Origin of the sequence: Stakelama pacifica, from assembly GCF_004361835.1 — a bacterium.
GTDB lineage: Bacteria > Pseudomonadota > Alphaproteobacteria > Sphingomonadales > Sphingomonadaceae > Sphingomonas > Sphingomonas pacifica.
Map to the genome: position 1 here is coordinate 138,255 of NZ_SNWD01000002.1, position 22,891 is coordinate 161,145.

At 64.4% G+C, this 22,891-nt stretch carries 20 protein-coding genes; 14 read left to right on the top strand and 6 right to left on the bottom strand.

The features are described 5' to 3' along the window. The first annotated feature begins 116 nt into the window (after positions 1-116). From EV664_RS03860 to EV664_RS03880, 5 genes are all read left to right on the top strand, one after another. A complete protein-coding gene (locus tag EV664_RS03860) occupies positions 117-1,517 on the top strand; it encodes a glycosyl transferase family protein (RefSeq protein ID WP_133494385.1) in 1,401 nt (466 codons plus the stop codon). Next, positions 1,514-2,536, top strand: coding sequence for a hypothetical protein (locus EV664_RS03865; protein WP_133494386.1), 1,023 nt, complete (start codon positions 1,514-1,516; stop codon positions 2,534-2,536). The genes EV664_RS03860 and EV664_RS03865 overlap by 4 nt, the downstream gene beginning before the upstream one ends. 57 nt (positions 2,537-2,593) lie before the next feature. Continuing rightward, positions 2,594-3,508: a sulfite exporter TauE/SafE family protein gene (locus EV664_RS03870; protein WP_133494387.1), complete on the top strand. Its 915-nt coding sequence runs from the start codon at positions 2,594-2,596 to the stop codon at positions 3,506-3,508. Positions 3,509-3,528: 20 nt separating this feature from the next. Further along, positions 3,529-4,269, top strand: coding sequence for a TIGR02186 family protein (locus EV664_RS03875; RefSeq protein WP_133494720.1), 741 nt, complete (start codon positions 3,529-3,531; stop codon positions 4,267-4,269). 77 nt (positions 4,270-4,346) lie between these two features. Beyond that, a complete protein-coding gene (locus tag EV664_RS03880; protein ID WP_133494388.1) occupies positions 4,347-6,014 on the top strand; it encodes an ATP-binding protein in 1,668 nt (555 codons plus the stop codon). Positions 6,015-6,040: 26 nt separating this feature from the next. On the opposite strand, the gene EV664_RS03885 is transcribed toward EV664_RS03880, so the two are convergent. Further along, the gene (locus tag EV664_RS03885) at positions 6,041-7,561 is read right to left on the bottom strand and encodes a M23 family metallopeptidase (RefSeq protein ID WP_133494389.1); all 1,521 of its coding nucleotides are present in this window, start codon (positions 7,559-7,561) and stop codon (positions 6,041-6,043) included. 244 nt (positions 7,562-7,805) lie between these two features. On the opposite strand from EV664_RS03885, the gene EV664_RS03890 reads away from it, so the two are divergent. From EV664_RS03890 to EV664_RS03920, 7 genes are all read left to right on the top strand, one after another. After that, entirely contained in the window at positions 7,806-10,313 is a 2,508-nt protein-coding gene (locus tag EV664_RS03890; protein WP_133494390.1) for a helicase-related protein, read from the top strand. Next, positions 10,306-10,614: an RNA-binding S4 domain-containing protein gene (locus EV664_RS03895; protein ID WP_229668112.1), complete on the top strand. Its 309-nt coding sequence runs from the start codon at positions 10,306-10,308 to the stop codon at positions 10,612-10,614. The genes EV664_RS03890 and EV664_RS03895 overlap by 8 nt, the downstream gene beginning before the upstream one ends. Positions 10,615-10,648: 34 nt before the next feature. Then, entirely contained in the window at positions 10,649-10,990 is a 342-nt protein-coding gene (fdxA, locus tag EV664_RS03900) for a ferredoxin FdxA (RefSeq protein WP_133494391.1), read from the top strand. A 270-nt stretch (positions 10,991-11,260) separates the two neighbouring features. After that, the gene (locus tag EV664_RS03905; RefSeq protein ID WP_133494392.1) at positions 11,261-11,800 is read left to right on the top strand and encodes a CarD family transcriptional regulator; all 540 of its coding nucleotides are present in this window, start codon (positions 11,261-11,263) and stop codon (positions 11,798-11,800) included. Positions 11,801-11,916: 116 nt separating this feature from the next. Then, on the top strand, positions 11,917-12,681 hold the full coding sequence (locus tag EV664_RS03910) for a head GIN domain-containing protein (RefSeq protein WP_133494393.1): 765 nt from the start codon (positions 11,917-11,919) through the stop codon (positions 12,679-12,681). Between the two features lie 45 nt (positions 12,682-12,726). Beyond that, positions 12,727-13,422, top strand: a complete 696-nt coding sequence (locus EV664_RS03915; protein WP_133494394.1) for a GIN domain-containing protein — start codon at positions 12,727-12,729, stop codon at positions 13,420-13,422. Positions 13,423-13,464: 42 nt separating this feature from the next. Continuing rightward, positions 13,465-13,899, top strand: a complete 435-nt coding sequence (locus tag EV664_RS03920; RefSeq protein ID WP_211338464.1) for a GNAT family N-acetyltransferase — start codon at positions 13,465-13,467, stop codon at positions 13,897-13,899. On the opposite strand, the gene EV664_RS03925 is transcribed toward EV664_RS03920, so the two are convergent. The 4 genes from EV664_RS03925 to EV664_RS03940 all read right to left on the bottom strand — a co-directional run bounded on the left by EV664_RS03925 (position 13,854) and on the right by EV664_RS03940 (position 18,226). Further along, positions 13,854-14,765 carry an AraC family transcriptional regulator gene (locus tag EV664_RS03925; protein WP_229668111.1) on the bottom strand — a complete coding sequence of 304 codons (912 nt, stop codon included), beginning with the start codon at positions 14,763-14,765 and terminating at the stop codon, positions 13,854-13,856. The two genes, EV664_RS03920 and EV664_RS03925, sit on opposite strands and share 46 nt — an antisense overlap. Before the next feature lie 81 nt (positions 14,766-14,846). Further along, entirely contained in the window at positions 14,847-15,509 is a 663-nt protein-coding gene (pdeM, locus tag EV664_RS03930; protein ID WP_133494396.1) for a ligase-associated DNA damage response endonuclease PdeM, read from the bottom strand. Positions 15,510-15,540: 31 nt separating this feature from the next. Beyond that, a complete protein-coding gene (locus EV664_RS03935; RefSeq protein WP_133494723.1) occupies positions 15,541-17,991 on the bottom strand; it encodes a ligase-associated DNA damage response DEXH box helicase in 2,451 nt (816 codons plus the stop codon). A gap of 52 nt (positions 17,992-18,043) precedes the next feature. Beyond that, positions 18,044-18,226, bottom strand: a complete 183-nt coding sequence (locus EV664_RS03940) for a hypothetical protein (RefSeq protein ID WP_133494397.1) — start codon at positions 18,224-18,226, stop codon at positions 18,044-18,046. Between the two features lie 100 nt (positions 18,227-18,326). Here EV664_RS03940 and EV664_RS03945 point away from each other — a divergent pair, with 100 nt between their 5' ends. Together EV664_RS03945 and EV664_RS03950 are read left to right on the top strand one after the other, a co-directional pair. After that, positions 18,327-19,322, top strand: a complete 996-nt coding sequence (locus EV664_RS03945; protein WP_133494398.1) for a ligase-associated DNA damage response exonuclease — start codon at positions 18,327-18,329, stop codon at positions 19,320-19,322. A 363-nt stretch (positions 19,323-19,685) separates the two neighbouring features. Then, positions 19,686-20,813 (top strand): GGDEF domain-containing protein, encoded by a 1,128-nt coding sequence (locus EV664_RS03950; protein ID WP_133494399.1) that lies wholly within the window; start codon positions 19,686-19,688, stop codon positions 20,811-20,813. An 86-nt stretch (positions 20,814-20,899) separates the two neighbouring features. Here the strand turns inward: EV664_RS03950 and EV664_RS03955 are convergent, their stop codons facing one another. Continuing rightward, positions 20,900-22,885 carry a tetratricopeptide repeat-containing sulfotransferase family protein gene (locus EV664_RS03955; RefSeq protein WP_133494400.1) on the bottom strand — a complete coding sequence of 662 codons (1,986 nt, stop codon included), beginning with the start codon at positions 22,883-22,885 and terminating at the stop codon, positions 20,900-20,902. Positions 22,886-22,891: the final 6 nt, after the last annotated feature.

Genomic DNA, 22,891 nt, shown 5'->3' on the forward strand with positions numbered 1-22,891 from the left:
AAACGCGTGAGGCAGTGATTGGCTCCCCTGTACCGTAATATTACGGTATTGCGGCGTAATGGCTTGTCTTTCCCGCCATCGAACAGGAAAGTCCGTCCTGTGCGAGGGGGGCACGAATGGACGGGGCATCGATTCTCGCGGCGCTGGACAGCGTCGCGCATGAAAGCACGCTGTTCGCTGGAGCGGGTTTTCTTATCGGCGGGATCGATGATCTCGCCGTCGATGCCGTGTATCTGGCGCGGCGGCTGTCGCCGCTGCGAAAACGCGAAGCCGTGCCCCGGCTGCTCGCCGATATACCCCGCGACCATGCGCCGCGACTCGCCATATTTATCGCTGCATGGGACGAATCCAATGTCATCGAAGCGATGCTGCGGCAGGCGCTCGATCGCATCGATTATGCCGATTACACGATCCATGTCGGCACCTATCCGAATGATCGGGCGACGATCGGGGCGGTGGCGGCAGTCGCAGCGACCAGTTTGCGCGTCCGGCTGGTCATCGGGCCCAAGCCCGGTCCGACGACCAAGGCGGACTGTCTGAACGCGATCTGGCGCGCGATGGTGCAGGACGCAGCGTCCGGCGAGCCGATGCCCGAGGCGGTCATCATCCATGATGCCGAGGATGTGATCCACCCGAGCGAGCTGCGCGTCCATGCTGCGCTGATCCGCGATCATGATCTGGTGCAATTGCCGGTTGTGCCGCTGATGGATCCGAGCTCGCGGCTGGTTGCCGGTCATTATGGCGATGAGTTCGCGGTGGCGCACGGGCTGGTGCTGCCGGTTCGTCATGCAGTCGGCGCCGCCATACCGCTCGCCGGGGTCGGCTGCGCAGTGCGCAGCGAGATGCTGCAACGCATTGCGGATGAGCGCGAGGACGGGCCGTTCGACGGGTCCAGCCTGACCGAAGATTATGAAATGGGCCTGACCGTCGCGCGCCTCGGCGGGCGTGTAACCTTCGCGCGGATCAGCGAGAGGCGGAACGGCCCGCCGATAGCGGTGCGTGCCTTTTTCCCGGCAACGCTCGACGCTGCGATCCGGCAAAAGGCGCGCTGGATGACCGGTATCGCGCTTGCCGGATGGGATCGTACCGGATGGGGACGCGCAGGCGCGCTTTCCGAACATTGGATGCGGATGCGCGACCGGCGAGCGCTGATGGCGGTGATCGTGCTGCTGGCGGGCTATATCGGCGTGGTTTCGACCGGGCTTTCGCTGCTCGCCCATTCGCTGTTCGACATCGCGCCGCCCGCCATCTCCACGCCGATGCGGATGGTGCTGAGCGCGACCCTGCTCCTGCTGTGCTGGCGACTGACGGTGCGTGCCTGGTTCAGCGGGCGGCTGTACGGGTGGCGTCAGGGGCTATGGTCGCTCCCGCGCGCGATGGTCGGCAATTATATCGCGCTGCTGGCGGCGCGGCGCGCCCTCACCCGCTATATCGCCATGCTGTTCGGCGCAGCGATCCGCTGGGACAAGACCGTGCACCGCTTCCCCGAAACCGAGGAAGAAATGGCCCTGCGATGAAGGGGCGTCCGCTACGTTTTGCCGGCAGCGTGCTTGTGGGATGGACCATGCTGCGCATCGGCATGATCTGGATCGCCACCGGATCGCTGCCCGAGGCAATCGAGCGAGGCGTTCCGCTGCCAATGCCCCGGCTGGCGAACCATGCGCGCCCGCCCGCGCCCCGGCCGATCGCTTCCGCTCCGCATGCACCGACGCCGCGGCCGGGCGAGCGCGCCGGTCCGCCCGCGCGTACGCAAGTTGCCGGGCATGCGGTCACTGAGGATTCCATAGACCCACGGCGGCAAAGGCTCGCACTCGCCGCGATGACCACCTTTGGCAGCGCCCATGCGATCGACAACACGACAGGGCCGCCGATATCGGGGCCAATGCCGCGTTTGCCGCCCCCGCCCGATCGCTGGCGGGCAAGCGGCTGGGTTTTCTACCGCCCCGGAAGCGGCGGGCCGTTCCGCGCCGGCCTTGCCAGCCTTGGCGGCAGTCAGGCGGGAATGCGCACCACCTATCTGCTCGATTCCGAAAGCCGGCTCAGCCTCAGCCTGCGCGCTGCATCGCCGCTTTCGACCAGCGGGGCGGAGGTAATGACCGGGCTTGCCTGGAAACCGTTCGATGCGCCGGTCACGCTGCTCGCCGAGCAGCGTTTCGGACTGGATCATCAGCGCGGCGGCCCGTCGATCGCGCTGGTCGGCGGACAAGGACCCGCGCCGGTCGGCCATGGATTGCAGCTCGACAGCTATGGCGAGGTCGGCGTGATCGCCCGCGACCGGGCGGACTATTTCGCGGGCGGAGCAGTCCGCGTCACGCGGCAGGTCGCGACGATCGGCGCGCGCCCGGTTCTGCTGGGACTTGGTGGATGGGGCGGGATACAGCGCGGGGCAAGGCGGCTGGATATCGGCCCCGCCCTCACCACGGCGTTGCCGGTAGCGGGCGGCAATGCGCGGCTGTCGCTCGAATGGCGCCGGCGCGTCGCCGGCAATGCCGACCCAGGATCGGGGCTTGCGCTGACACTGGGCGCGGATTTCTGATCCCGCCCGGTCGAACCGGCTTTTTTCCGGCGCGCGATGCGACTATCGCTGGGGCCAATGGACCTGTATCTGCCCGTCGCCAATATCTCGGTGAACGCCCTTGTCATCATCCTGCTCGGTGGCGGGGTGGGATTTCTGTCGGGCATGTTCGGCGTGGGCGGAGGGTTTCTGACCACCCCGCTGCTGATCGTGTACGGCATCTCCCCCACGGTTGCCGCCGCCTCCGCCGCTTCGCAGGTCACGGGATCGAGCATTTCCGGCGTTTCCGCCCATTTCCGGCGCGGCGGCGTGGATATGAAGATGGGCGGCGTGATGGTCATCGGCGGTGTCATGGGCTCGCTCGCCGGTGCCGGACTGTTCAGCCTGTTACAGCAGACCGGGCAGATCGATACCGTCATCGCGATCCTGTATGTCGTCTTGCTGGGATCGGTCGGGTCGCTGATGGCAACCGAATCGATTCGCGCCATCCGGTCGAGCCGGTCGGGCACACCATCGCGGCCGCGCAAAAGGCGGCACCATCCGCTGGTCGCGTCATTGCCGCTGCGTACCCGATTCTATGCTTCGGGCCTGTATATTTCTCCGCTCGCGCCGCTGCTGCTGGGGTTCGGCGTCGGCATTCTCACCACGCTGCTCGGCATCGGCGGCGGATTCATCCTGATCCCGGCGATGCTCTATCTGCTCGGCATGCAGACGCGCGTGGTAGTCGGTACCTCGCTGTTCCAGACCTTGTTCGTGACGGCGAGTGCGACGATGACGCATGCGCTGACCACGAAAGCCGTCGATATCGTGCTTGCTGCGCTGCTGCTGCTCGGATCCGTGACGGGCGCGCAGATCGGCGTTCGCTTCGCGCAGAAGATCAAGCCCGAATATCTCCGCCTCGCGCTCGCCGTGCTGGTGCTGCTGGTCGCGTTCCGCATGGCGCTGGGGCTTGGCTGGCGACCGGATGAAATCTATTCGGTCGAACCCTTGTGAGGCGCGCGCTTGCCCTGCTGATGCTTGCGCCGCTACTGCTCGGCGCGGCGAAACCGGTGCTGGTACCCGATGTCTCGCAGCGCGATATCGACATTATCTACAGCTTTACCGGCGCCGAATTGCTTCTCTTCGGCGCGATCCTCTATCCCCGCGGGCGCGTGCCCGATCCGGGTAAGGACCAGGCCGATATCGTCATCGTCGTCAAAGGGCCGACCGAGGCGGTACAGGTGCGCGAGAAGCAGAAGGTCGCCGGAATCTGGGTGAATGCCGAGCGGATGCGCTATCGCTCCGCACCAACCTTCTATGCCGTCGCATCGTCGCGGCCGCTCGACACGATCGTCGATGACCGGACACGCGCCATTTATGAAATGGGCCTCGACCGGCTGCAATTATCGCCCGCGTCGGGCACATCCGCCGATACGCAGCAGCGTTTTGCCGCCGGGCTGGTCGATCTGCGTCGTCGCCACGGGCTTTATTATGAATCGCCCGACGCGGTCGAGATTACCGACGGCGTGCTGTATCGCGCGCGCATCCCCATTCCCGCCCGCGTTCCGGTGGGACGCTTCACCGCCGAGACCTTTCTGGTCCGCGACGGCCATGTTCTTGCCGCTGCAACCCGCGAGATCATCATTCGCAAATCGGGGTTCGAACGGTTCGTCGCGCGTGCGGCGAACCATGCGTCGCTGCTATACGGTCTGTGCGCGGTTGCGCTGTCGGTCGTTCTCGGCTGGGGTGCGGGGGCGCTCTGGCGTCGCTTCTAAAGCACCCGCAGCAAAACCTTATATTTACCAGCGACATGCCATTGCCTGCCTGAACTCCAGCAACGGGCAGATACCATATGGATGCGAGCCGCGCGTTCGACCACGAAAGCGACCAGGACGGGCATAGCGATGCGCCGCGTGCCCGTAGTAGCGATTCGATCGGCATTCTCGTCGACATTGCCGGATCGGGCGGCCTTGCCATCCTTGATCGCGCGCGGATTCTGGCGCTTTCGGGGCATTCCGACACGTTGGTCGCCCATAGCGGGTCGGTCGGGTCGCAGGTAAAGCTGCGTGTCGGATCGTCATGGCTGATCGCCACGATCCGCTCGCTGAAGCTGATCGGGGAGGATGGCGCGCGGATTTCGGCGCTGCTCGACTTTCTGGGCGAAGGCGATGAGGAGCAGCTCACCGGAAAGCTCTGTCGCTTCCGCCGGGGCGTCACCCGCTATCCGGTGCCGGGTTGTGAAATCCATCCGGTCACCAGCGCCGACCTGAATCAGGTGTACGCCGCCGATGGCCGCGCGACGATCGGGATCGGCACCGTCTATCCGACCAGCGATATCCCCGCCTCGCTCTATATCGATGCGATGCTGGGCAAGCATTTTGCGCTGCTGGGGTCGACCGGTACGGGCAAATCCACCGCCGCGGCGCTGATCCTCCACCGCATCTGCGCGCTCGCGCCGCAGGGGCATATCGTGATGATCGATCCGCATGGCGAATATGCTGCTGCATTCGGCACGAACGGGGCGCTATATGACGTTTCGAACCTGCAAATGCCCTATTGGCTGATGAATTTCGAGGAACATTGCGAGGTGTTCCTGACCAGCGAAGGATCGGCACGGCAGGTCGATGCCGATATTCTGGCCCGCTGCCTGTTGATGGCAAAGGCGAAGAACCGGCTGGCGCAGGAGGTGCCGAAGCTGACCGTCGATGCGCCGATCCCCTATCTGCTGTCCGACCTTACCAACATCATCACCAATGAAATGGGGCGGATGGACAAGGCCACCGACACCGCCCCCTATCTGCGCCTGAAAGGCAAGATCGACGAGATCAAGGCTGATCCGCGCTATGCCTTCATGTTTTCCGGCATGCTGGTCGGCGACACCATGGCGAATTTCATGAGCCGCATCTTCCGCCTGCCGGGCGACGGCAAACCCATTTCGATCATCGACGTGTCGGGTGTGCCGTCCGAAATCACCTCGGTCGTGGTCGCGGTGCTCAGCCGGATGGTATTCGACTTCGCGATCTGGTCGCGCGGTTCGGCGCAGCATCCGATCCTGCTCGTGTGCGAAGAGGCGCATCGCTACATCCCCAATGAACGCAATGCGGATCGATCGGCGGTCGGGCGCATTCTGTCGCGCATTGCCAAGGAAGGGCGCAAATATGGGGTGTCGCTGGGCCTTATCACGCAGCGCCCCTCCGACCTTGCGGAAGGGGTGCTCTCGCAATGCGGGACGATCCTGTCGATGCGGCTCAACAATGATCGCGATCAGGCCTATGTGCGCGGCGCCATGCCGGAGGGAGCGCGCGGCTTTCTTGATGCGCTGCCGGCGCTGCGTAACCGCGAATGCATCATTTGCGGCGAAGGCGTGGCGACCCCCATCCGCGTCGCCTTCGATACGCTGGACGAGGATAAGCGCCCGGCCTCGGACGATCCGGTCTTTTCGGAACTCTGGAGCCGGACAGGCGGTGAGGAAGGCGTGATCGCCGAAACCATCCGCCGCTGGCGAACGCAGGGACGCTGACCGGCCGGTGCGCAAAGCCCGGCGTATTATCCCTTGGGAGAATGCTCCGGCTTTGCGGCCACCGCCTCGGCTTGCTCTGCCGCGCTCGGCAGCGCGAGCAGCTTGGACAATTTCGCCTTGAATGCGCTCAGCGCGCTGCCGCCCAGCCGGTCGGTCGTGGCGTAGCTGACGCCCTGCGGATTGATCGCGCGACCGTTCTTCTGAACCTCATAATGGACGTGCGGGCCGGTGGAGATACCGGTCGATCCGACGCTGCCGATCCGTTGCCCGCGATCGACATGCGCGCCCGCGCGCACCGCAAATTTGCTCATATGGCCGTACACGGTGACATAGCCGCTGCTGTGGCGGATCTTCATCAGATTGCCATAGCCGCCCGCACGCCCTGCAAAGATCACCGTTCCCGCCGCCGCAGCGCGGATCGGCGAGCCTGACGGCGCGGCAATATCCAGTCCCTTATGCATCCGCTTATAATGCAGCAGCGGATGCATGCGCATACCGAAGGTGGAGGTGATCCGCCCCTGTACCGGCATGACCATCATGCCGGTGGTTTCGCCGACGCCTTTGCGATCATACCAGGCGCTTTTGCCGCCCTTGTCCCAGCGCAGCAGATCAACGTCGCCGCCCTTGTGATCGAGCCCGGCATACATCAGATCGCCGAGCTGAACCTCGCCGGTCTCCGCGCGCGCGCGTTCGATGACAAGATCGAATGTATCATTGCTGTCGACCCGCGACATCGGCAGGCGGCTGGCGATCGCCTTGATATAGGCCTCCACCGCGCGCGCGGGCGCGCCGGCGGCGCGTGCCGACCGATAGAGGCTGCCGCCGACCCGACCGGTGATGCGCAGCGGCGTATGATCGATCGCGATCGGAATGCGGTGCGCGACCAGTCCGGATTCCGCGCGCTCCAGCTCGACGCGCAGGTCGAAGCGCGCGCGGAAGGCCAGCTTTTCCAGCGGGCGGGGCTGCGATTTATCGAAACGGCGGCCCAGCGTCAGCGCAAGCCGGGTGCCCGGTTCGATCGATCCATCGCCCAGCGCCGTATCGATCAGGGAAACGGCATGCTTCGCTTCATCCGCGCCGACACCCGCGCGGCGCAGCACGGCGGCAAGGTCATCGCCATGGCCAACCAGCGCGCTCGCCTGAATGATCGGGCGCTCAGGCGTATCGGCAAGCGGATGGACAAGACTGGTTGCCGGGCTGTGCTTGCCCGTCGTCGCGCCGAGCGCCAGCGCGGAAATCGACTGGGTTTGCGCCGCATCCCATTCGCTGCCGGTCAGGGCAGGCGCGGATTCGGAAAGGATCGGGCGCGAAATGCCCGGCGCCAGCAGCACGGTGAGCGCGCACAGTCCCGCACAGGTCGCGGCACCGCGCCACCATTCGCGCGAACCGATATTCGATCCCAGATCGGGAGCGATTTCGAAATCAGGAAAGCGGTCGCGGAAACGGTCGGCAAAGGTCCGGGGACGATCCGCCTGCGGCAGGCGACCGAAGGAGATCGCGCCTGTGCCGCTGCCGTGATCGAATGCCAGATCGTTGCGCAAAAACAAGGTGCGCCGCCCCCCGTTGTGAAGTGAACCGCTTGAACCCGGCCCGAAATGAATTGGTGATGTATCCTATATGCTAAAGTCAATTTAACCGGGCGGGGCTGCGGCTCGTCCTGCGGCGAAACGTTGCGGAAAGACGGCGAACGTCGGAAACCGTGACAATTCAGCGCGTTTGCCGCGCTCCGTTCCGGACAATTGCGAGTTTCGGTTGCGCAACCGGGCGACAATCGCGATCTTGGCAATCGTGATGAGTAATTTCGCGCGCAGCCCGGTAACGGCAGTGCTGGGTCCGACGAATACCGGCAAGACGCATCTCGCGGTGGAGCGGATGTGCGCGCATTCCAGCGGCATTATGGGCTTTCCGCTGCGTCTGCTCGCGCGCGAAATCTATGACCGGGTGGTTGCGATAAAGGGCGCGGATTCGGTTGGGTTGATTACGGGCGAGGAGAAGATCCTGCCCGCAAATGCCCGCTGGCTGCTGTGCACCGCCGAAAGCATGCCGCTGGATCGCGAAGCTGCGTTCCTCGCGCTGGATGAGGCGCAACTGGGTGCAGACCCGGAACGGGGCCATGTGTTTACCGACCGGTTGCTGCGCGCACGGGGCCGGGAGGAAACGATGCTGCTCGGATCCGACGCCTTACGCCCCATGCTCAAAGCGCTGGTCCCCGATGCGGAGATCATCGGCAGGCCGCGCTTTTCGACGCTGAGCTATGCGGGTGCGAAAAAACTTTCGCGCCTGCCCCGCCGCTCGGCGATCGTCGCCTTTTCCGCTGAAGAGGTCTATGCCGTCGCCGAAACGCTGCGGCGACTGCGCGGCGGCACGGCGGTGGTGATGGGCGCGCTGTCGCCGCGAACCCGCAATGCGCAGGTGCAGATGTTCCAGTCGGGAGAGGTCGATTATCTGGTCGCCACCGATGCGATCGGCATGGGCCTGAACCTCGATGTTACGCATGTCGCCTTTGCGGGGCTCCACAAATTTGACGGCCGCCGTCGTCGCCGCCTGACCGTCGCCGAAATGGCGCAGATTGCAGGGCGCGCCGGACGGCATCAGCGCGACGGCACGTTCGGCGCACTGCACGAAGAGGGGCCGGATGCCTTCACCCCCGAAGAGGTCATGGCGATCGAGGGGCATCACATCCCCCGGCTCGACCATCTGTTCTGGCGCGACGGCGCGCCCGACCTTTCCAGCCTCGATACGCTGATCGCGGGACTCGAGGCACGTCCCGAACCGGGCGTGATGCGCGCCGCGCCACAGGCGATCGACCTTGCCGTGCTCAAGCGGCTCGCCGATGAGGACTGGGTGCGCCAGCGCGCGCGCGGCAAAGGTGCGGTAAATCGGCTCTGGGCTGCATGCGGGCTTCCCGATTTCCGCAAGCTGGGCGTCGATCCGCATGCACGCTTCGTCGGGCGTATTTTTAGCCATCTGACCGAGGGCAGCGGCCATATTCCGCACCCATGGTTCGCCGGCGAGATTGCGAAGCTCGACAATGTGCAGGGCGATGTCGAGATGATCGCCGCGCGCATCGCCGCGATCCGCAGCTGGGCCTATATCGCGCATCGCGACGGCTGGCTTGCGGACCCCATGCACTGGGCCGAGCGCACCCGCGCGATCGAGGAAAAGCTCTCCGACGCGCTGCACGACCGGCTGACTCAGCGCTTTGTCGACCGGCGCACCTCGGCGCTGCTTCGCCAGATCGGCAGCGGCGCCGCCGACCTGCCGGTCGAAATCGGCGCTGAAGGAGAAGTGATGGTCGATACGCATCAGCTCGGCACGCTCAACGGCTTTCGCTTCACCGTCGCCGCTGATGCGCGGGCGAGCGACAAGCGCATGCTGCTCGCCGCCGCCGAAAAGCGGCTGGGCAAGGAACTGGCCCGGCGGGCCGATGCGCTGGCACAGGCGAAGGATGAGGAATTCGCGCTCGATACCGGCGAGGAAGCGCGGCTGTTATGGCAGGGCGTACCGTTCGCGCGGTTAAAGGCCGGCCTGGCGCTCACCCGCCCTCGCATCCTGCTCGACCGCGCGCTCGATTCGCTCGAAGCGGCAGATCGCGCCACAGTGGAAGCGCGCGCGCAGCGATGGGTCGAAAGCGAACTCTCCCGGCATTGCACAGCGCTCACCCGGCTCGATGCAATCGCGCGTGACCCGCAAGCATCGCCCGCGCTGCGCGCCGTGGCGGCTGCGCTGGGCGATCATGGCGGGCTTACCCCGCGCGATCCGCTTGCCGATTCGGTCGCCGCGCTTTCGCCCGAAGAGCGACGGCGGCTGCGCAAAGCGGGCATCACGATCGGCGTACTCGATATTTTCGATCCCCGGCTGATGAAGCCTGCGGCGACCCGGTGGCGCCACCTCTTGTTCCGCCTGCGCGGCGACCCGGTCCGCGCGCTGCCGCCCGAGGGCGCGACGGTGCTCGACCGGGGCACAGGCGGCGCCAGCCCGGCTATGGGATTTCGCGCGATCGGGGGGCAGGCGGTACGCATGGACCTGATCGAGCGTATTTCGAAAGCTGCGCACGATGCGCGGCAGGGGCGCAAGCCCTTCGCGCCCGATCCAGCGCTTGCGGTATCGATCGGTTTGAAGCCCGAAACGCTCGACCGGCTAATGGCACGACTCGGTTTTCGCGCCACCAGCCCGCACGAGGGCACGCCGCGCTGGATCTGGCGCGGCCGCCCTGCCCCGCGCCGCGAAAAGCCAGCCGCGCCGCGCCCGGAAAACGCCTTTGCCGCGCTCGCCGATCTGGACCTTCGCAATGGCTGATACGCCCCGGATGCGGATCGATCGCTTCCTGTGGTGGGCGCGCGTGACCAAGTCGCGCAGCATCGCACAGAAAATGGCCGAATCGGGCACGATGCGCCTCGATGGGCGGCGGATCGATCGCGCTCATGCGCAGGTGCGCCCCGGCTCGATCATCGCATTTGCCCGCGATGGAAGCGTCCGCATTCTGCGGGTAGAGGCATTGCCGGTCCGGCGCGGTCCGCCTGCCGAAGCGGCCACGCTTTTCACCGAACTCATTCCCGGCAATACCAAAGACGTTGACGCATCAAGCGACGCCGCATAGCAGGAACCGAGATGTTGACTGGAGCTGTTACCCGATGACCTATGTCGTGACCGATGCCTGCATCCGTTGCAAATATATGGATTGTGTCGAGGTGTGCCCCGTCGACTGTTTCTATGAGGGCGAGAATATGCTCGTCATCAACCCCAGCGAATGCATCGATTGCGGGGTGTGCGAACCCGAATGCCCGGCCGAGGCAATCCTGCCCGATACCGAGGGCGGTCTGGAACAATGGCTTGAGGTGAACGCGACCTTCTCGGCCCAATGGCCCAATGTCACGACCAATGCCGGACAGACGCCCGACGATGCCGACGAGCATAAGGGCGAAGAGGGCAAGTTCGAGAAATATTTCTCGCCCGAGCCCGGCAAGGGCGACTGATCACGCGCCTGCCGTCGCTGCGGCGCGGAACAGCGCGAACCGCGTAATTTCGCCCGCGCAATGGCTTTTTGTGCCGATGCGGTGCGAAGTCGTGCGATGATCGCTAGTAATTTTATTACGGCTATGTTAAACGGGTAGCTGACGGAGAGGGTTTCTCTCCGCCCGGAGACGTTTGATTCTCGCCCCGGTCGCATTGTTCCGGCGCGGCAGAGCCGAGCCGTAGCGATGCGCTGTCCCTTGGGCAATAGTTCACGGAAAGGTTGCACCCCTATGGCTGCAAAGGCGCTGTCCTTCGATGTCGGCGATTACGTTGTTTATCCCAAGCACGGCGTCGGTCGTGTTATCGAGCTCCAGAAACAGGAAATCGCGGGAATGCCGCTCGAACTGTATGTCCTCCGGTTCGAAAAGGAACGCATGACCCTGCGCGTGCCCACCAACAAGGCCGAAAGCGTCGGCATGCGCAAACTCTCCAGCGACAAGACGCTGAAAGAAGCGCTCGATACGCTGAAGGGCAAACCCAAGGTGAAGCGCACCATGTGGTCGCGCCGCGCCCAGGAATATGAAGCCAAGATCAATTCCGGCGATCTGGTATCGATTGCGGAGGTCGTGCGCGACCTGTTCCGTGCCGATGACCAGCCCGAGCAGAGCTATTCGGAGCGGCAGATTTTCGAAGCCGCTGCCTCGCGTCTTGCGCGCGAACTGGCCGCGATGGAACAGGTCGACGAACCCGCCGCGCTTGAAAAAATCCTCGATATTCTGCGCGAAGCGGCACCCAAATATAACAAGGAAAAGGACGCAGCTGCCGCCTGATAGGCTTCGGTTTCGTTCCATCCATGAGGGGCGGTCCGGCAACGGGCCGCCCTTTTCATTTGCGCGGCCTGCATCTTGGTGTATTATAACGGCGATACACCGAAGAGGATTTTCGCATGCGTCTTCTACTCGCTCTGGCCGCTCTGCCGCTCGTTGCCTGCAACGGATTCGCCGATATCCCCGCCGCCTCCACCGCACGCGCCGATGGTCAGCGCGAGTGGAACGTCTCCGGGTTCGATAAGGTCGACGCCAGCGGTTCGACCGACATCACCATCCACACTGGGCAGGCGTTCTCGGTTCGCGGAGAAGGCGATCCCGATCTGCTCGATCGGATGCAACTCAGCGTGAGCGGTTCGCAGCTGCATATCGGCATGAAAAAGGGCAATTGGGGCATTTCGCGCGGAAATGCGCATCTGACCATCACGATGCCGCGCATAACTGCAGTGGAAACCAAGGGATCGGGCGATGTGGAAATCGACCGGGCAGCCGGCCCCTTTTCCGGGTCGATCAAAGGATCGGGCGATCTGATGATCGGCGAAGTGCAAGGCGGTTTTACCGGCGCCATCAAGGGGTCGGGTAATATCCTCGTAAAGCGCCAGAGCGGCGGCGATGTGAAGCTTTCCATCGCCGGTTCGGGCGATATCGGGATAGGCGGCACTGCCGATACGCTGGATATTTCGATCGCAGGATCGGGCGATGTCGATGCGGGCGGCCTCACAACGAAATCGGCGACGATTCAGGTCGCCGGGTCGGGCAATGTCGGCGCACGGGTAAACGGTCCCGTCACTATCGGGCTGCGCGGATCGGGTAATGTCGATGTGAAGGGCCAACCACGCTGCACGACGAGCAAGGCCGGATCGGGAAGTGTGCGCTGCGGCTAATCTCCCGGTTGCGTTATCGGGGATCGCGTCGCCTATAATAGGGCTATGATCCGCTTCGCTTTGTTCGCCGTTATATTAGTCGCCCCCCCGCTTGCCAATGCGAGCGAGCGCAAGGTGATGCTGACCGGGTTCGACACAATCCGGATCGACGGCGCGTTCCGGGTTGTGGCGGTTACGGGCAAGCCCTCAGGCGCGATCGTCACCGGCGGTGACCGGGCGATCGATCAGGTTTCGCTGTCAGTCGAGGACAAGGTGCTGACCGTTTCGGCGAGCAACAGCAATTGGGGCGGCTGGCCGGGCGAACGACACGAGCGCCCGGTCATCGCGGTCACCACCGACAAGGTGCGCGAGGCAGCGGTTCGGGGCGGCGGCTCGCTCGCCCTCGATAAGGCCGAGGGCATGGATGTCCGGCTCGGCGTGATGGGATCGGGCCGGATCGAGGTGGAAAATGTCATCGCCGATTCGCTGACCGGCGTGGTGGCGGGATCGGGGCTATTGAAACTGGGTGGGGCCGCCGCCAATGCCCGCTTCACCAATAGCGGATCGGGCGCGATCGATGCGGGCGGGCTGACCGTCCGCGACCTTGCCGTGACATCGGATGGGACCGGCAGCAACCATTTCACCGCCACCCGCTCCGCCGACATCACCGCAATGGGGGTAGGCGATGTAACCATCGACGGCCCCGCCGCCTGCACCAGCCGCGGCCCCGGCCCGGTGCGTTGCGACGAAAAGGGGGCATAGGCGCTGCCAGTTCCCGTCACCCGCCTCACCCGGCCTGAGGATTTGCCGGCGCTTCTCGCGCTGTTCGAATCGTCGGAAGTGAGCGCGGCTGCCGAACCCGTCGAACGGGCCGAACAAATCTGGCGCGACATGCTGGCCAGCTCTCATATCTTCACCTTCGTTCGAGCGCTGGATATGCAAATCGTCGCGACATGTACGCTGATCACCGCGCCCAACCTGTTGCGCGCCGGCAGGTCGCACGCTTTTCTGGAAAATGTCGTCGCCCACCCCGATCATCGCGGCTTGGGTCATGGCCGTTCGGTCGTTACCGCTGCGCTGGACCATGCCTGGCAAAGCGATTGCCATCATGTCCTGATGCAAAGCGGCCGCGCCGATCCGCGCGTTCATCTTTTCTATGAAGGGCTGGGGTTCCGACCGGGCCTGCGCACCGCTTATGTAGCGATGCGCCCGGGACCGCCCACCGCACGCGCGCCCTGATCGATCGGCAGGAACAGGTCCGTCACGCTATCGGGTTCGGGCACATCGGGGTAAAATCGCACGCGCTGACAGAAAAGCGGGAAATCCCGTGGCTCTTCACCGCTTTGCGGCAGCCATTCCCGGTACAGAAACAAGGCCGCTGCCTCCAGATTTTCGCTATTTCCCACGACACGCAGAACCGCGCAAGGCCCGGCCGGGATCAGCCCCTCCTCCACGCCGGCGTCATTCGGTGCGACAGGGCCTTTCGAGGCCGCACACAGGTCCATGCGAAACGCCTCGGGCGGCGTGGTTCGCGGGTCGGAATGAAAGATGTTGAAGGTAGCAGTGATGTCCTTGCCCAGCCCGGTCGCCCTGCGCCAGCCAATGAAACGCTGGATGGTGGCATAAATCCGCTCGGGATCGCCGTGATGTTTCATCAGCGCCACCGGCGTTGCGGGAAAATCGGTGATGGTGACGTCTTGCAGGCTATAGTTGGTCAAATGCTTGCTCCGTGCGAAGGTTAGCGGCCCGAGGGCGGCAAGCCACGATCGCCAGTCCGGCGCGGTTCGAAATTCGGACGGCGATTGTCCGAAGTTCTGGCGGAAAGCGCGGGCAAAGGCGTCAGACGCCTCATATCCCGCATCCAGCGCTATGTCGGTCACGCCGTCCGCATCGCGAAAAGCGAGCTGATAGGAGGCACGCCGCATCCGGACGAGCTGCACATAGCGATGCACCGACAGACCGAAGATCGCCGAAAACTGACGGTGGAAATGGTATTTTGAGAACGCCGCGACGTCGCTTAACCGATCAAGGCTGAGATCGGCATCGGGATTGCGGTCGATATGGTCGAGCACCCGCTGCATGCGTTCCTGATAGTGCGGTGGCACGGCGTTCCCTTTCCTCCTTCGTGGCAAGGCGAATTAGCCGCATCCCGACGATCGGCGCGCGACCGATCTTGCGCTATTGCGTCAGGCCGCGATCGGGAAGCGCAGCAATTTGCGCTCGGTTGCGACCAGTGCCTCGGCTCCGCGCCCCACCGCGCGCAGGATTTCGGGGTGTGCAGCGTCGAGGCCGCCGGTGAGCGCGCCGAAAGCGGGCAGGATCAGCTTGGTCGGCGTCGCAACGAAGCAGCGGCGCGACACCCGGCGGCCGCGCACCGATACGCGCAATTTGGGGTGATAATGGCCGGAAAGCTCGGGCTGCGTTTCGCCTGCCAGTGCTTCGTGGCGCAGGATCAGGCCGTCGACCTGCGCCTCCTCGACAATCCTGCCGCCGCAATGATCGATCATCCCGGCATCGTGATTGCCGGTGATCCACGTCCAGCGGGTGCGCTGGGTCAGGTCGCGCAGCAGCCTCTGCGCCGCATCCGACAGCCGCGTGCACCCGGCAGCGTCATGGAAACTGTCGCCAAGGCACCAGACCTGCTCGACCTCCAGAGCGCGCACCACGGCATCAAGCTGCCGCAAGGTATCAATCGAATCATAAGGCGGCAGCATCTGGCCGCCCGCCGCATACCAGCTCGCCTTTTCGAAATGCAGATCGGCGACGAGCAGCGCCCGGCGCGCGGGCCAGAACAGCGCACCGTCGGGACGCGTCAGAAACTCATGACCGGCGAACGAAAGGGGAACCATCTTTTCTCTATCGCCGCTTCCCACGCATCCGTCAATCGCGCGCCATGGCTTCGGCGGCGAGCACTTCCGCCTGTTCGAGCAATTCGTCATCCGCGCTCCCCTGCGCCACATTCTCCCGCCCGATCAGCACCAGCACCGGCACGGCAAGCGGACTGACGCGCGGCAGGTCGCGATGCACCATCGTATCGCCCGCGCGGTCGAGCAGATCGCCCAGCCGCCCGACATCGGTCATCCGCGCGCGCGCATCCTCCCATGCCGCACGCAGCAGCAAATGGTCCGGCTCATAGCGGCGCAGCACGTCGTAAATCAGGTCGGTGGAAAAAGTGACCTGCCGCCCGCTCTTTCGCTTGCCCGGATGCTGGCGCTCGACCAGCCCGCCGATCACCGCGACTTCGCGAAAGGCGCGTTTGAGCAGCGCCGATCCCTGCACCCATTCGACAAATTCATGCTCCAATATGTCGGGCGAAAACAGTGACGCCGGATCGGTAACGGGATCGAGGCTGTAACAGGCAAGCGCATAGTCATTGGCGACAAACCCCAACGGCTTCAGCCCCTGCCCCTCCATCCGCCGGGTGATCAGCATGCCGAGCGCCTGATGCGCGTTCCACCCTTCGAAACTGTACGCGACCATATAATGGCGCCCCTCGCGCGGGAAGGTTTCGACGAGTAGCTGATCCGGCCCCGGCAGGATCGAGCGATAGCGCTGCACCTCCAGCCATTCGCGCACATCGTCGGGAAAGCGCGCCCATTGCTCCGGATCGTGCAGAAAGCCGCGCACCCGCCGGGCAAGATTGGTCGATAGCGGCATCCGCGCGCCGCTATAGCTCGGGATACGCGCCGGCCGTGCGGTCGCCCGCACGACCAGATCGATCGCGTCCATCCGCTCTACCTCAAGGCTCATCCCGGCAAAGAAAAACGTATCGCCGGGGGTAAGCGAGGCAGCGAAATATTCCTCCACCGTGCCGAGCTTTCGCCCGTTTTTGAACCGAACGTCGAGGGTAGAGGCATCGACGATGATCCCCGCGTTCAGGCGATGCTGGGTGACGAACTTCGGATGGGAGACCCGCCACAGCCCGTCAGTGTCTTTGGTCAGGCGTTTGAACTTGTCATAGGCACGCAGGGCATAGCCGCCATCGGCGATGAAATTGAGCACCCGCTCGAACGTATCGTCGTCGAGCGCCGAATAAGGAAGCGCCCCGCGCACCTCCTCCAGCATCTCCGCCGCATCGAACGGCGCGGCGCAAGCACATGCCATCAGATGCTGGGCGAGGACGTCCAGCCCGCCGGGGCGGAAGATATCGGGGTCGAGCTCGCCCGCCTCCACCGCATCGAGCGCCGCGCGCGCTTCGAGATATTCGAACCGGTTGCCGGGGACCACCACCGCCTCGGACGGTTCGTCGAGCCGGTGATTGGCGCGCCCGATCCGTTGCAGCAGGCGCGATGATCCCTTGGGCGCGCCCATCTGGATGACGCAATCGACATTGCCCCAGTCGACGCCAAGGTCGAGGCTGGCGGTCGCGACCAGCGCGCGCAGCTTTCCGTCCGCCATCGCTGCCTCCACCTTGCGCCGCGCCTCTCGCGCCAGCGACCCGTGATGCACGCCGATGGGAAGCTGCATCTCGTTAGCCTTCCACAGATCCTGAAAGATCAGTTCGGCAAGGCTGCGGGTGTTGCAGAAGACGATCGTGGTCTGATGCGTCTCAATCTCGGCCATCACCTGTGCAGCGGCATAGCGGCCCGAATGGCCCGACCATGGCACGCGGTCCTGCGGCAACAGGATCGCGATATCGGGATCGGCACCCTTCTCCCCCACCACCTTCGCAACGCTGTCGATATCGCCATAGGGGGCGAGCCAGGCCCGATAGCCGTCGGGGTCGGCGACCGTTGCCGACAGCGCAACGCGCCGCATATCGGGGGCGAGCCGCTGCAACCGGGCGAGCGACAGCGACAACAGATCGCCGCGCTTTTGCGTGGCGAAGGCGTGCACCTCATCAATGACCACCGTCTTCAGCGTTTCGAATAACTGGTCGCTATCGGGATAGCTGAGCAGCAGGCTCAGCGATTCGGGGGTGGTGAGCAGGATATGCGGCGGGCGGGTGCGCTGGCGTGCCTTGCGGTCCGAAGGGGTGTCGCCGCTGCGTGTCTCCACCCGCAGCGACAGGCCCATTTCCTCGATCGGGGTGAGCAGATTGCGCTGCACATCGACCGCCAGAGCTTTCAGCGGCGAGACGTACAGCGTGTGCAGCCCCTCCGCCCCGCCATGGGCGATAAGATCGTCGAGGCTGGGCAGGAATCCGGCAAGCGTCTTTCCCGCACCCGTCGGCGCGACGAGCAGGCTGTGCTGCCCGGCCCGTGCCGCTGCCAGCATGTCGAGCTGATGCCGCCGGGGTTGCCAGCCGCGCGCCGCGAACCAGTCGCGCAGCGGTGCGGTAAGCGGGGGATCGATCGGGGCTGACAAGGAAGGCGCGTTCACTGCCAGCATATCGCCATGCGACGTGCTCAAAACAATGTCGTCCCCGACCCGCCCGGACCGGTCAGCGGTTTTCGTTCGCCTTGTCGTCGCGCTCCTGTTCATCATACATGCGCTGCGTCGCGGCTTCGGTATGCGCGTCCTGTTCGCGGCTGGTGCGATTGTGCAATATTGCCCAGATGATGACCGCGGCCAGCAGAATAGGCCCCAAAATCGTCATCACGCCCCACAGGCTTCCCAGATCCATCGTCTCTCTCCTGTCGTTGCGCGATCAACCCATGGGCAGCTGCATTCGATCCGTGGCACGATGATTGGCATGGTGAGCGCGGCCACCCCATATCGTTGAAATGTCTGTCGGAAACTGGATCGAACCGCATCCCGAAGGAATCTACATCCCCGCCGCCGATGCGTGGATCGATCCTTCCGCGCCCAAACCCCGCGCGCTCGTCACCCATGGCCATGCCGATCATGCGCGCGGCGGGCACGGCACGGTATGGGCGACGCCGGAAACGCTGGCGATCATGGAGGCGCGCTATGGCCCGCAACTCGGACAGCCGGTCGCCTATGGCGAGACGATCCGACTGGGCGAGGTCGATATCGGCTTCGTGCCGGCGGGCCATGTGCTTGGATCGGCGCAGATCGTGCTCGACCATGACGGCGAGCGGGTGGTGGTGTCGGGCGATTATAAGCGCCGTGCCGATCCCACCTGTGCGCGGTTCGAGCCCGTCCGGTGCGATGTGTTCATTACCGAGGCGACGTTCGGCCTGCCGGTTTTTCGCCATCCCGAAACGCATGATGAGCTGACGAAGCTGCTCGATGCGCTGCACGCGAATCCCGATCGCTGCGTGCTGGTCGGTGCCTATGCGCTGGGCAAGGCGCAGCGGGTGATCGCAGAGCTTCGCGCCATGGGGCATGGCGATCCGATCTATATCCATGGCGCGTTGCAGCGTCTGTGCGATCTGTATGCCGAACATGGCGTCGATCTGGGCGAACTGCGCCCCGCCACCGATACCGACAAAGGCGAGATGAAGGGGCATATCGTGCTGAGCCCGCCCGGCGCTCTCAATGATCGCTGGTCGCGGCGGCTGCCCGATCCGATCACCGCGATGGCGAGCGGATGGATGCGCGTGCGGCAACGGGCGCGCCAGCGCAATGTCGAACTGCCGCTGATCCTGTCCGACCATGCCGACTGGGACGAGCTGACGAGCACCATCCGTGAGATTGCGCCGAAGGAAGTATGGGTGACGCATGGCCGCGAGGATGCGCTGGTGCACTGGTGCGGGCTGCACCAGATAAAGGCGCGCGCGCTCGATCTGGTCGGGTTCGAGGATGAAGACGACTGATTCGCGGATATACGCGGGGGTGGGGTGGTCGCGGAAGTTGTGGAAGTTCACACTACGTCCCCCCTCCCGCCCCCTCCCCCGCGCGATGCCGGACGGCAAAGCGAGGCGAAGGGCGGGAAGTGTACATGGCTTCGGTCTGCCAGATTTGCGCCATGTAGGACAGCGCTATGTGGCGCGGGGTCATCTGCGGCTGACGACGCAGCGTCGGGACACGTCGATCGCACCACCCGATCGCGCCCCGGCCACGTTGCAACCGGCGCGCGGCGCTGCATTATCCATGTTCGTTTCGGCGCGGCTCAAGGTCGATTAGCAGCTTTTAAACCTGTTCCTGATAGGGGCTGCTGTTCAATCGGGAAAAGACGAATGCCGGGAACTTCCCACTATGTCGCGCCACGATCGGCCATATTGCGCTGGATCGTGTCGATCGATCCGAACCTTCCGCCCGATGTACGCACGCGACTTGGTGCGATGTTTCGGTCGTCGCCGAGATTTTTCGTTCTGGCCGCCGTCAATTCGATCGCCGTGCTGCTGGTCGCCTTTTATCGGATCGGCGATCCCGTCCTCCTGGCGCTTGTCGGGATGGAAGTCGCGCTTCTTGCCGCCCGACTGGGGGCATTGCGGGTCTGGTCGACGCGTACCGACCCGTTTTTTGTCGTCGGTCTGGCATGGGCCGCCAACCAGGCCGCCGCGATCATGGCGATCGTGCTGTCCCGCGACATTGCGATGACCGTGATCGTGCTTGCGTCCAGCCTCGCCGGGATCGGCGGCATTATCGGGCGCAACTTCATGGCACCGCGCTATGCAATGGCGCAGGTGCTGATGATCGATCTCAGTTTCAAGGCGAGTTTCGGATATCTGTTTCCGCAATTCCTTCCGCTGATCCTGTGTCAGGGCGGAATGTTCGTATTGCTGAACAAGGCCATGATAAAGCAGCACCGCCGTGTCACGGTGCGCGCGATCATTGCGGAAATCGACAGCCGCAATCAGGCGTTTCACGATCCGCTTACCGGGTTGATGAACCGGCGCGGTTTCGAGGGGGCGTTCGAACGGATGACCGCCGGGGCGGCGCAGCCGGCTTTGTTGTACCTCGACCTTGACGGGTTCAAACAGGTCAACGACCGGTTCGGCCATCATATCGGCGACCTGTTGCTTCAGGAGGTGGGTCGGCGTCTGACGGCGGCGGCCGGTTCCGATGCCACGGTCTGCCGGCTGGGCGGCGACGAATTTCTGGTGCTGGTCGAACAGGGTTCCCCCAGCACGCTGGGGCAGCTGAGCCAGCGGCTGATCGCGTCGATCGGAATGCCCTATACCATCGAACCGACCGTGCAGGTGGAGATCGGGGTGAGCATCGGTGTGGCACCGGGCTGCGCGGCGAAGGAACTGACCATGACCAGCCTCATGATCCTTGCCGATACGGCGCTATATGCCGCCAAGGCCGCAGGAAAGTCGCAATATGTCGTCTATTCCGAACGGGACGGCAGCGAAAAATGACATCGACCGGCGGCGCGCGAGTGCGTTCGATCGGTGGGCCTGGGTGCGGGGGTAGCGGGCGAAAGGCTATGCTCACGACAGCGCCGCTACTGCGCCAGCTCCGGCCCAAGCGCCGCTTTCAGGTCGTCGAGCCACGGTTCGTAGTTCCGCCACACGCCTACCCCCGACCGGTTGATCGGGCGGCGTACCTGTTCGGAGCTTGCGGTGCGGACCGCGCGGTCGGTTTTGTGGAAGTCGAGGCACGCCTGTTCGAACGGCAGGCCGAGATAGTCGAGCATCCGGCGAACCTGCCCTTCGAGATCGTCGAGCACGTCTTCATGGGCCACGCGCAGTACCTTGCCCGGCAGGACGCGGTCCCAATGATCCATCAGGTCGACATAATCGCGGTAATAGCTGCCGATCTCGGTCAGGCCATAGGTGAATTCCTGCCCCTCGGCGAACAGCTGTTTGAAGCCCGAAAAGCAGCAATCCATCGGGTCGCGGCGCGCGTCGATGATCTTTGCATTGGGCAGGATCAGATGGATGAGGCCGATGTGCCGAAAATTATTCGGCATCTTGTCGATGAAAAAGGGCGCGCCCTGCCGGTGGATGCGGGTGTTTTCGATGAAATCGCTGCCCATTTTGGCGAGCGCTTCCGGCGGCAGATCGGCGAGATTGGCGGGATATTCCCCCTCCCCCGCTGCACGCGCGCGGCCACGCAGGCGGTGCGCAAGGCTGAGAATATTGGGGAGTTCGAGCGTCCCGTCGATCTGACTGTGCGAGGCCAGTATCTGTTCGATCAGCGTCGATCCGGCGCGCGGCAGGCCGAGGATGAAAATGGGATCGGGGGCGGGATCGCCGCTGCCTGCCTTTTCCGCGAAAAGCTCGGGCGTGCAAAACTCCGCCTGCAGCGCCAGTTCGCGCGACATCTTCTGCGCATCATAGCGCGACTGGCGACGTTTGAGGTCGTTGCCGTCCGCATAGAAGCGGAAGCTTTCGGCATAATCGCCGCGATCCTCATACGCCTTGCCCAGCGCGAAATTGAGATGCACCCGGTCCATGAACGCCAGATCGGGCCGCTCCACCAGCGCGCGCATCCGGTCGATCTCCGCATCCTCGAAGCGATAGGTTTTGAGGTTGGCGAGCGAATACCATGCGTCGCCATGATCGGGCTTCGCCACGGTCGCCGCGCGATAGGAGGCGACGGCCTGTTTATGTTCGCCGCGCGTTTTGAGTGCATGCCCCTTCGACGTCAGCGTCGCGGGGTCGTGCGGCAGCTTTTCGAGCACCGCATCGAACAGGGCGAAGGCGCGGGTATAATCGCCGGTCTGCATTGCCTCGATCGCCAGTTGCGACTGGAACAGCGGATTTTCGGGATCGCGCGCGTACAGCGCCTCCGCCTCGCGTAGCGCTTCGGCGAATTTCTGCCGCTTGCGCAGCACCTGAATCCAGTCGAGCCGCAGCTGGATATTGTCAGGCGCGAAGGTCACTGCGCTTTCGAGGAGAAAGTCGGCATCTTCCATTACGCCGAGCCGACTGCCGATATCGGCGAGCAGGCGCATTGCCTCGACATGGTGCGGATTGGCTTTGAGGAAGGCGCGGCACAGGCTTTCCCCCTTCAGCACGCGGCCTTCATGAATCATATTGGTGACGGCGAGCAGTTCGCGCGGCAGCGCGGCCAGCCGGTCGGCCTGTGCGCGCGCAGCCGCCGCCTCGGCCGGGCGACCTTTCGCGGCGAGCAATTCCGCCTGCCAGCGCCAGCTTGCATCGAGCGCGGGGTTGAGGCGACAGGCACGGGCATAATGGAGAATCGCGGCATCGGCATCGCCGGTATCGCGGGCAAGATGGCCCAGCTCCTGATAGGCGCGGCCATATTCGGGCGCTGCTTCGATCAGACGCGAAAGATATGCCAACGCTGCGTCATGCTGCCCGGCAAAGCGCGCCGCGACCGCAGCGACATAGAGAAGGTCGCGATCCCCGGGTGCATCGGCAAGTGCGTCATCGGCAAGCGCGAGCGCTTCGCCATGCCGCCCGCCCTGCAAGGCGCGCTGCGCCGCCTGCACTGCCGCAGCCGTATCGATCGTTTCTGGCATTACGCC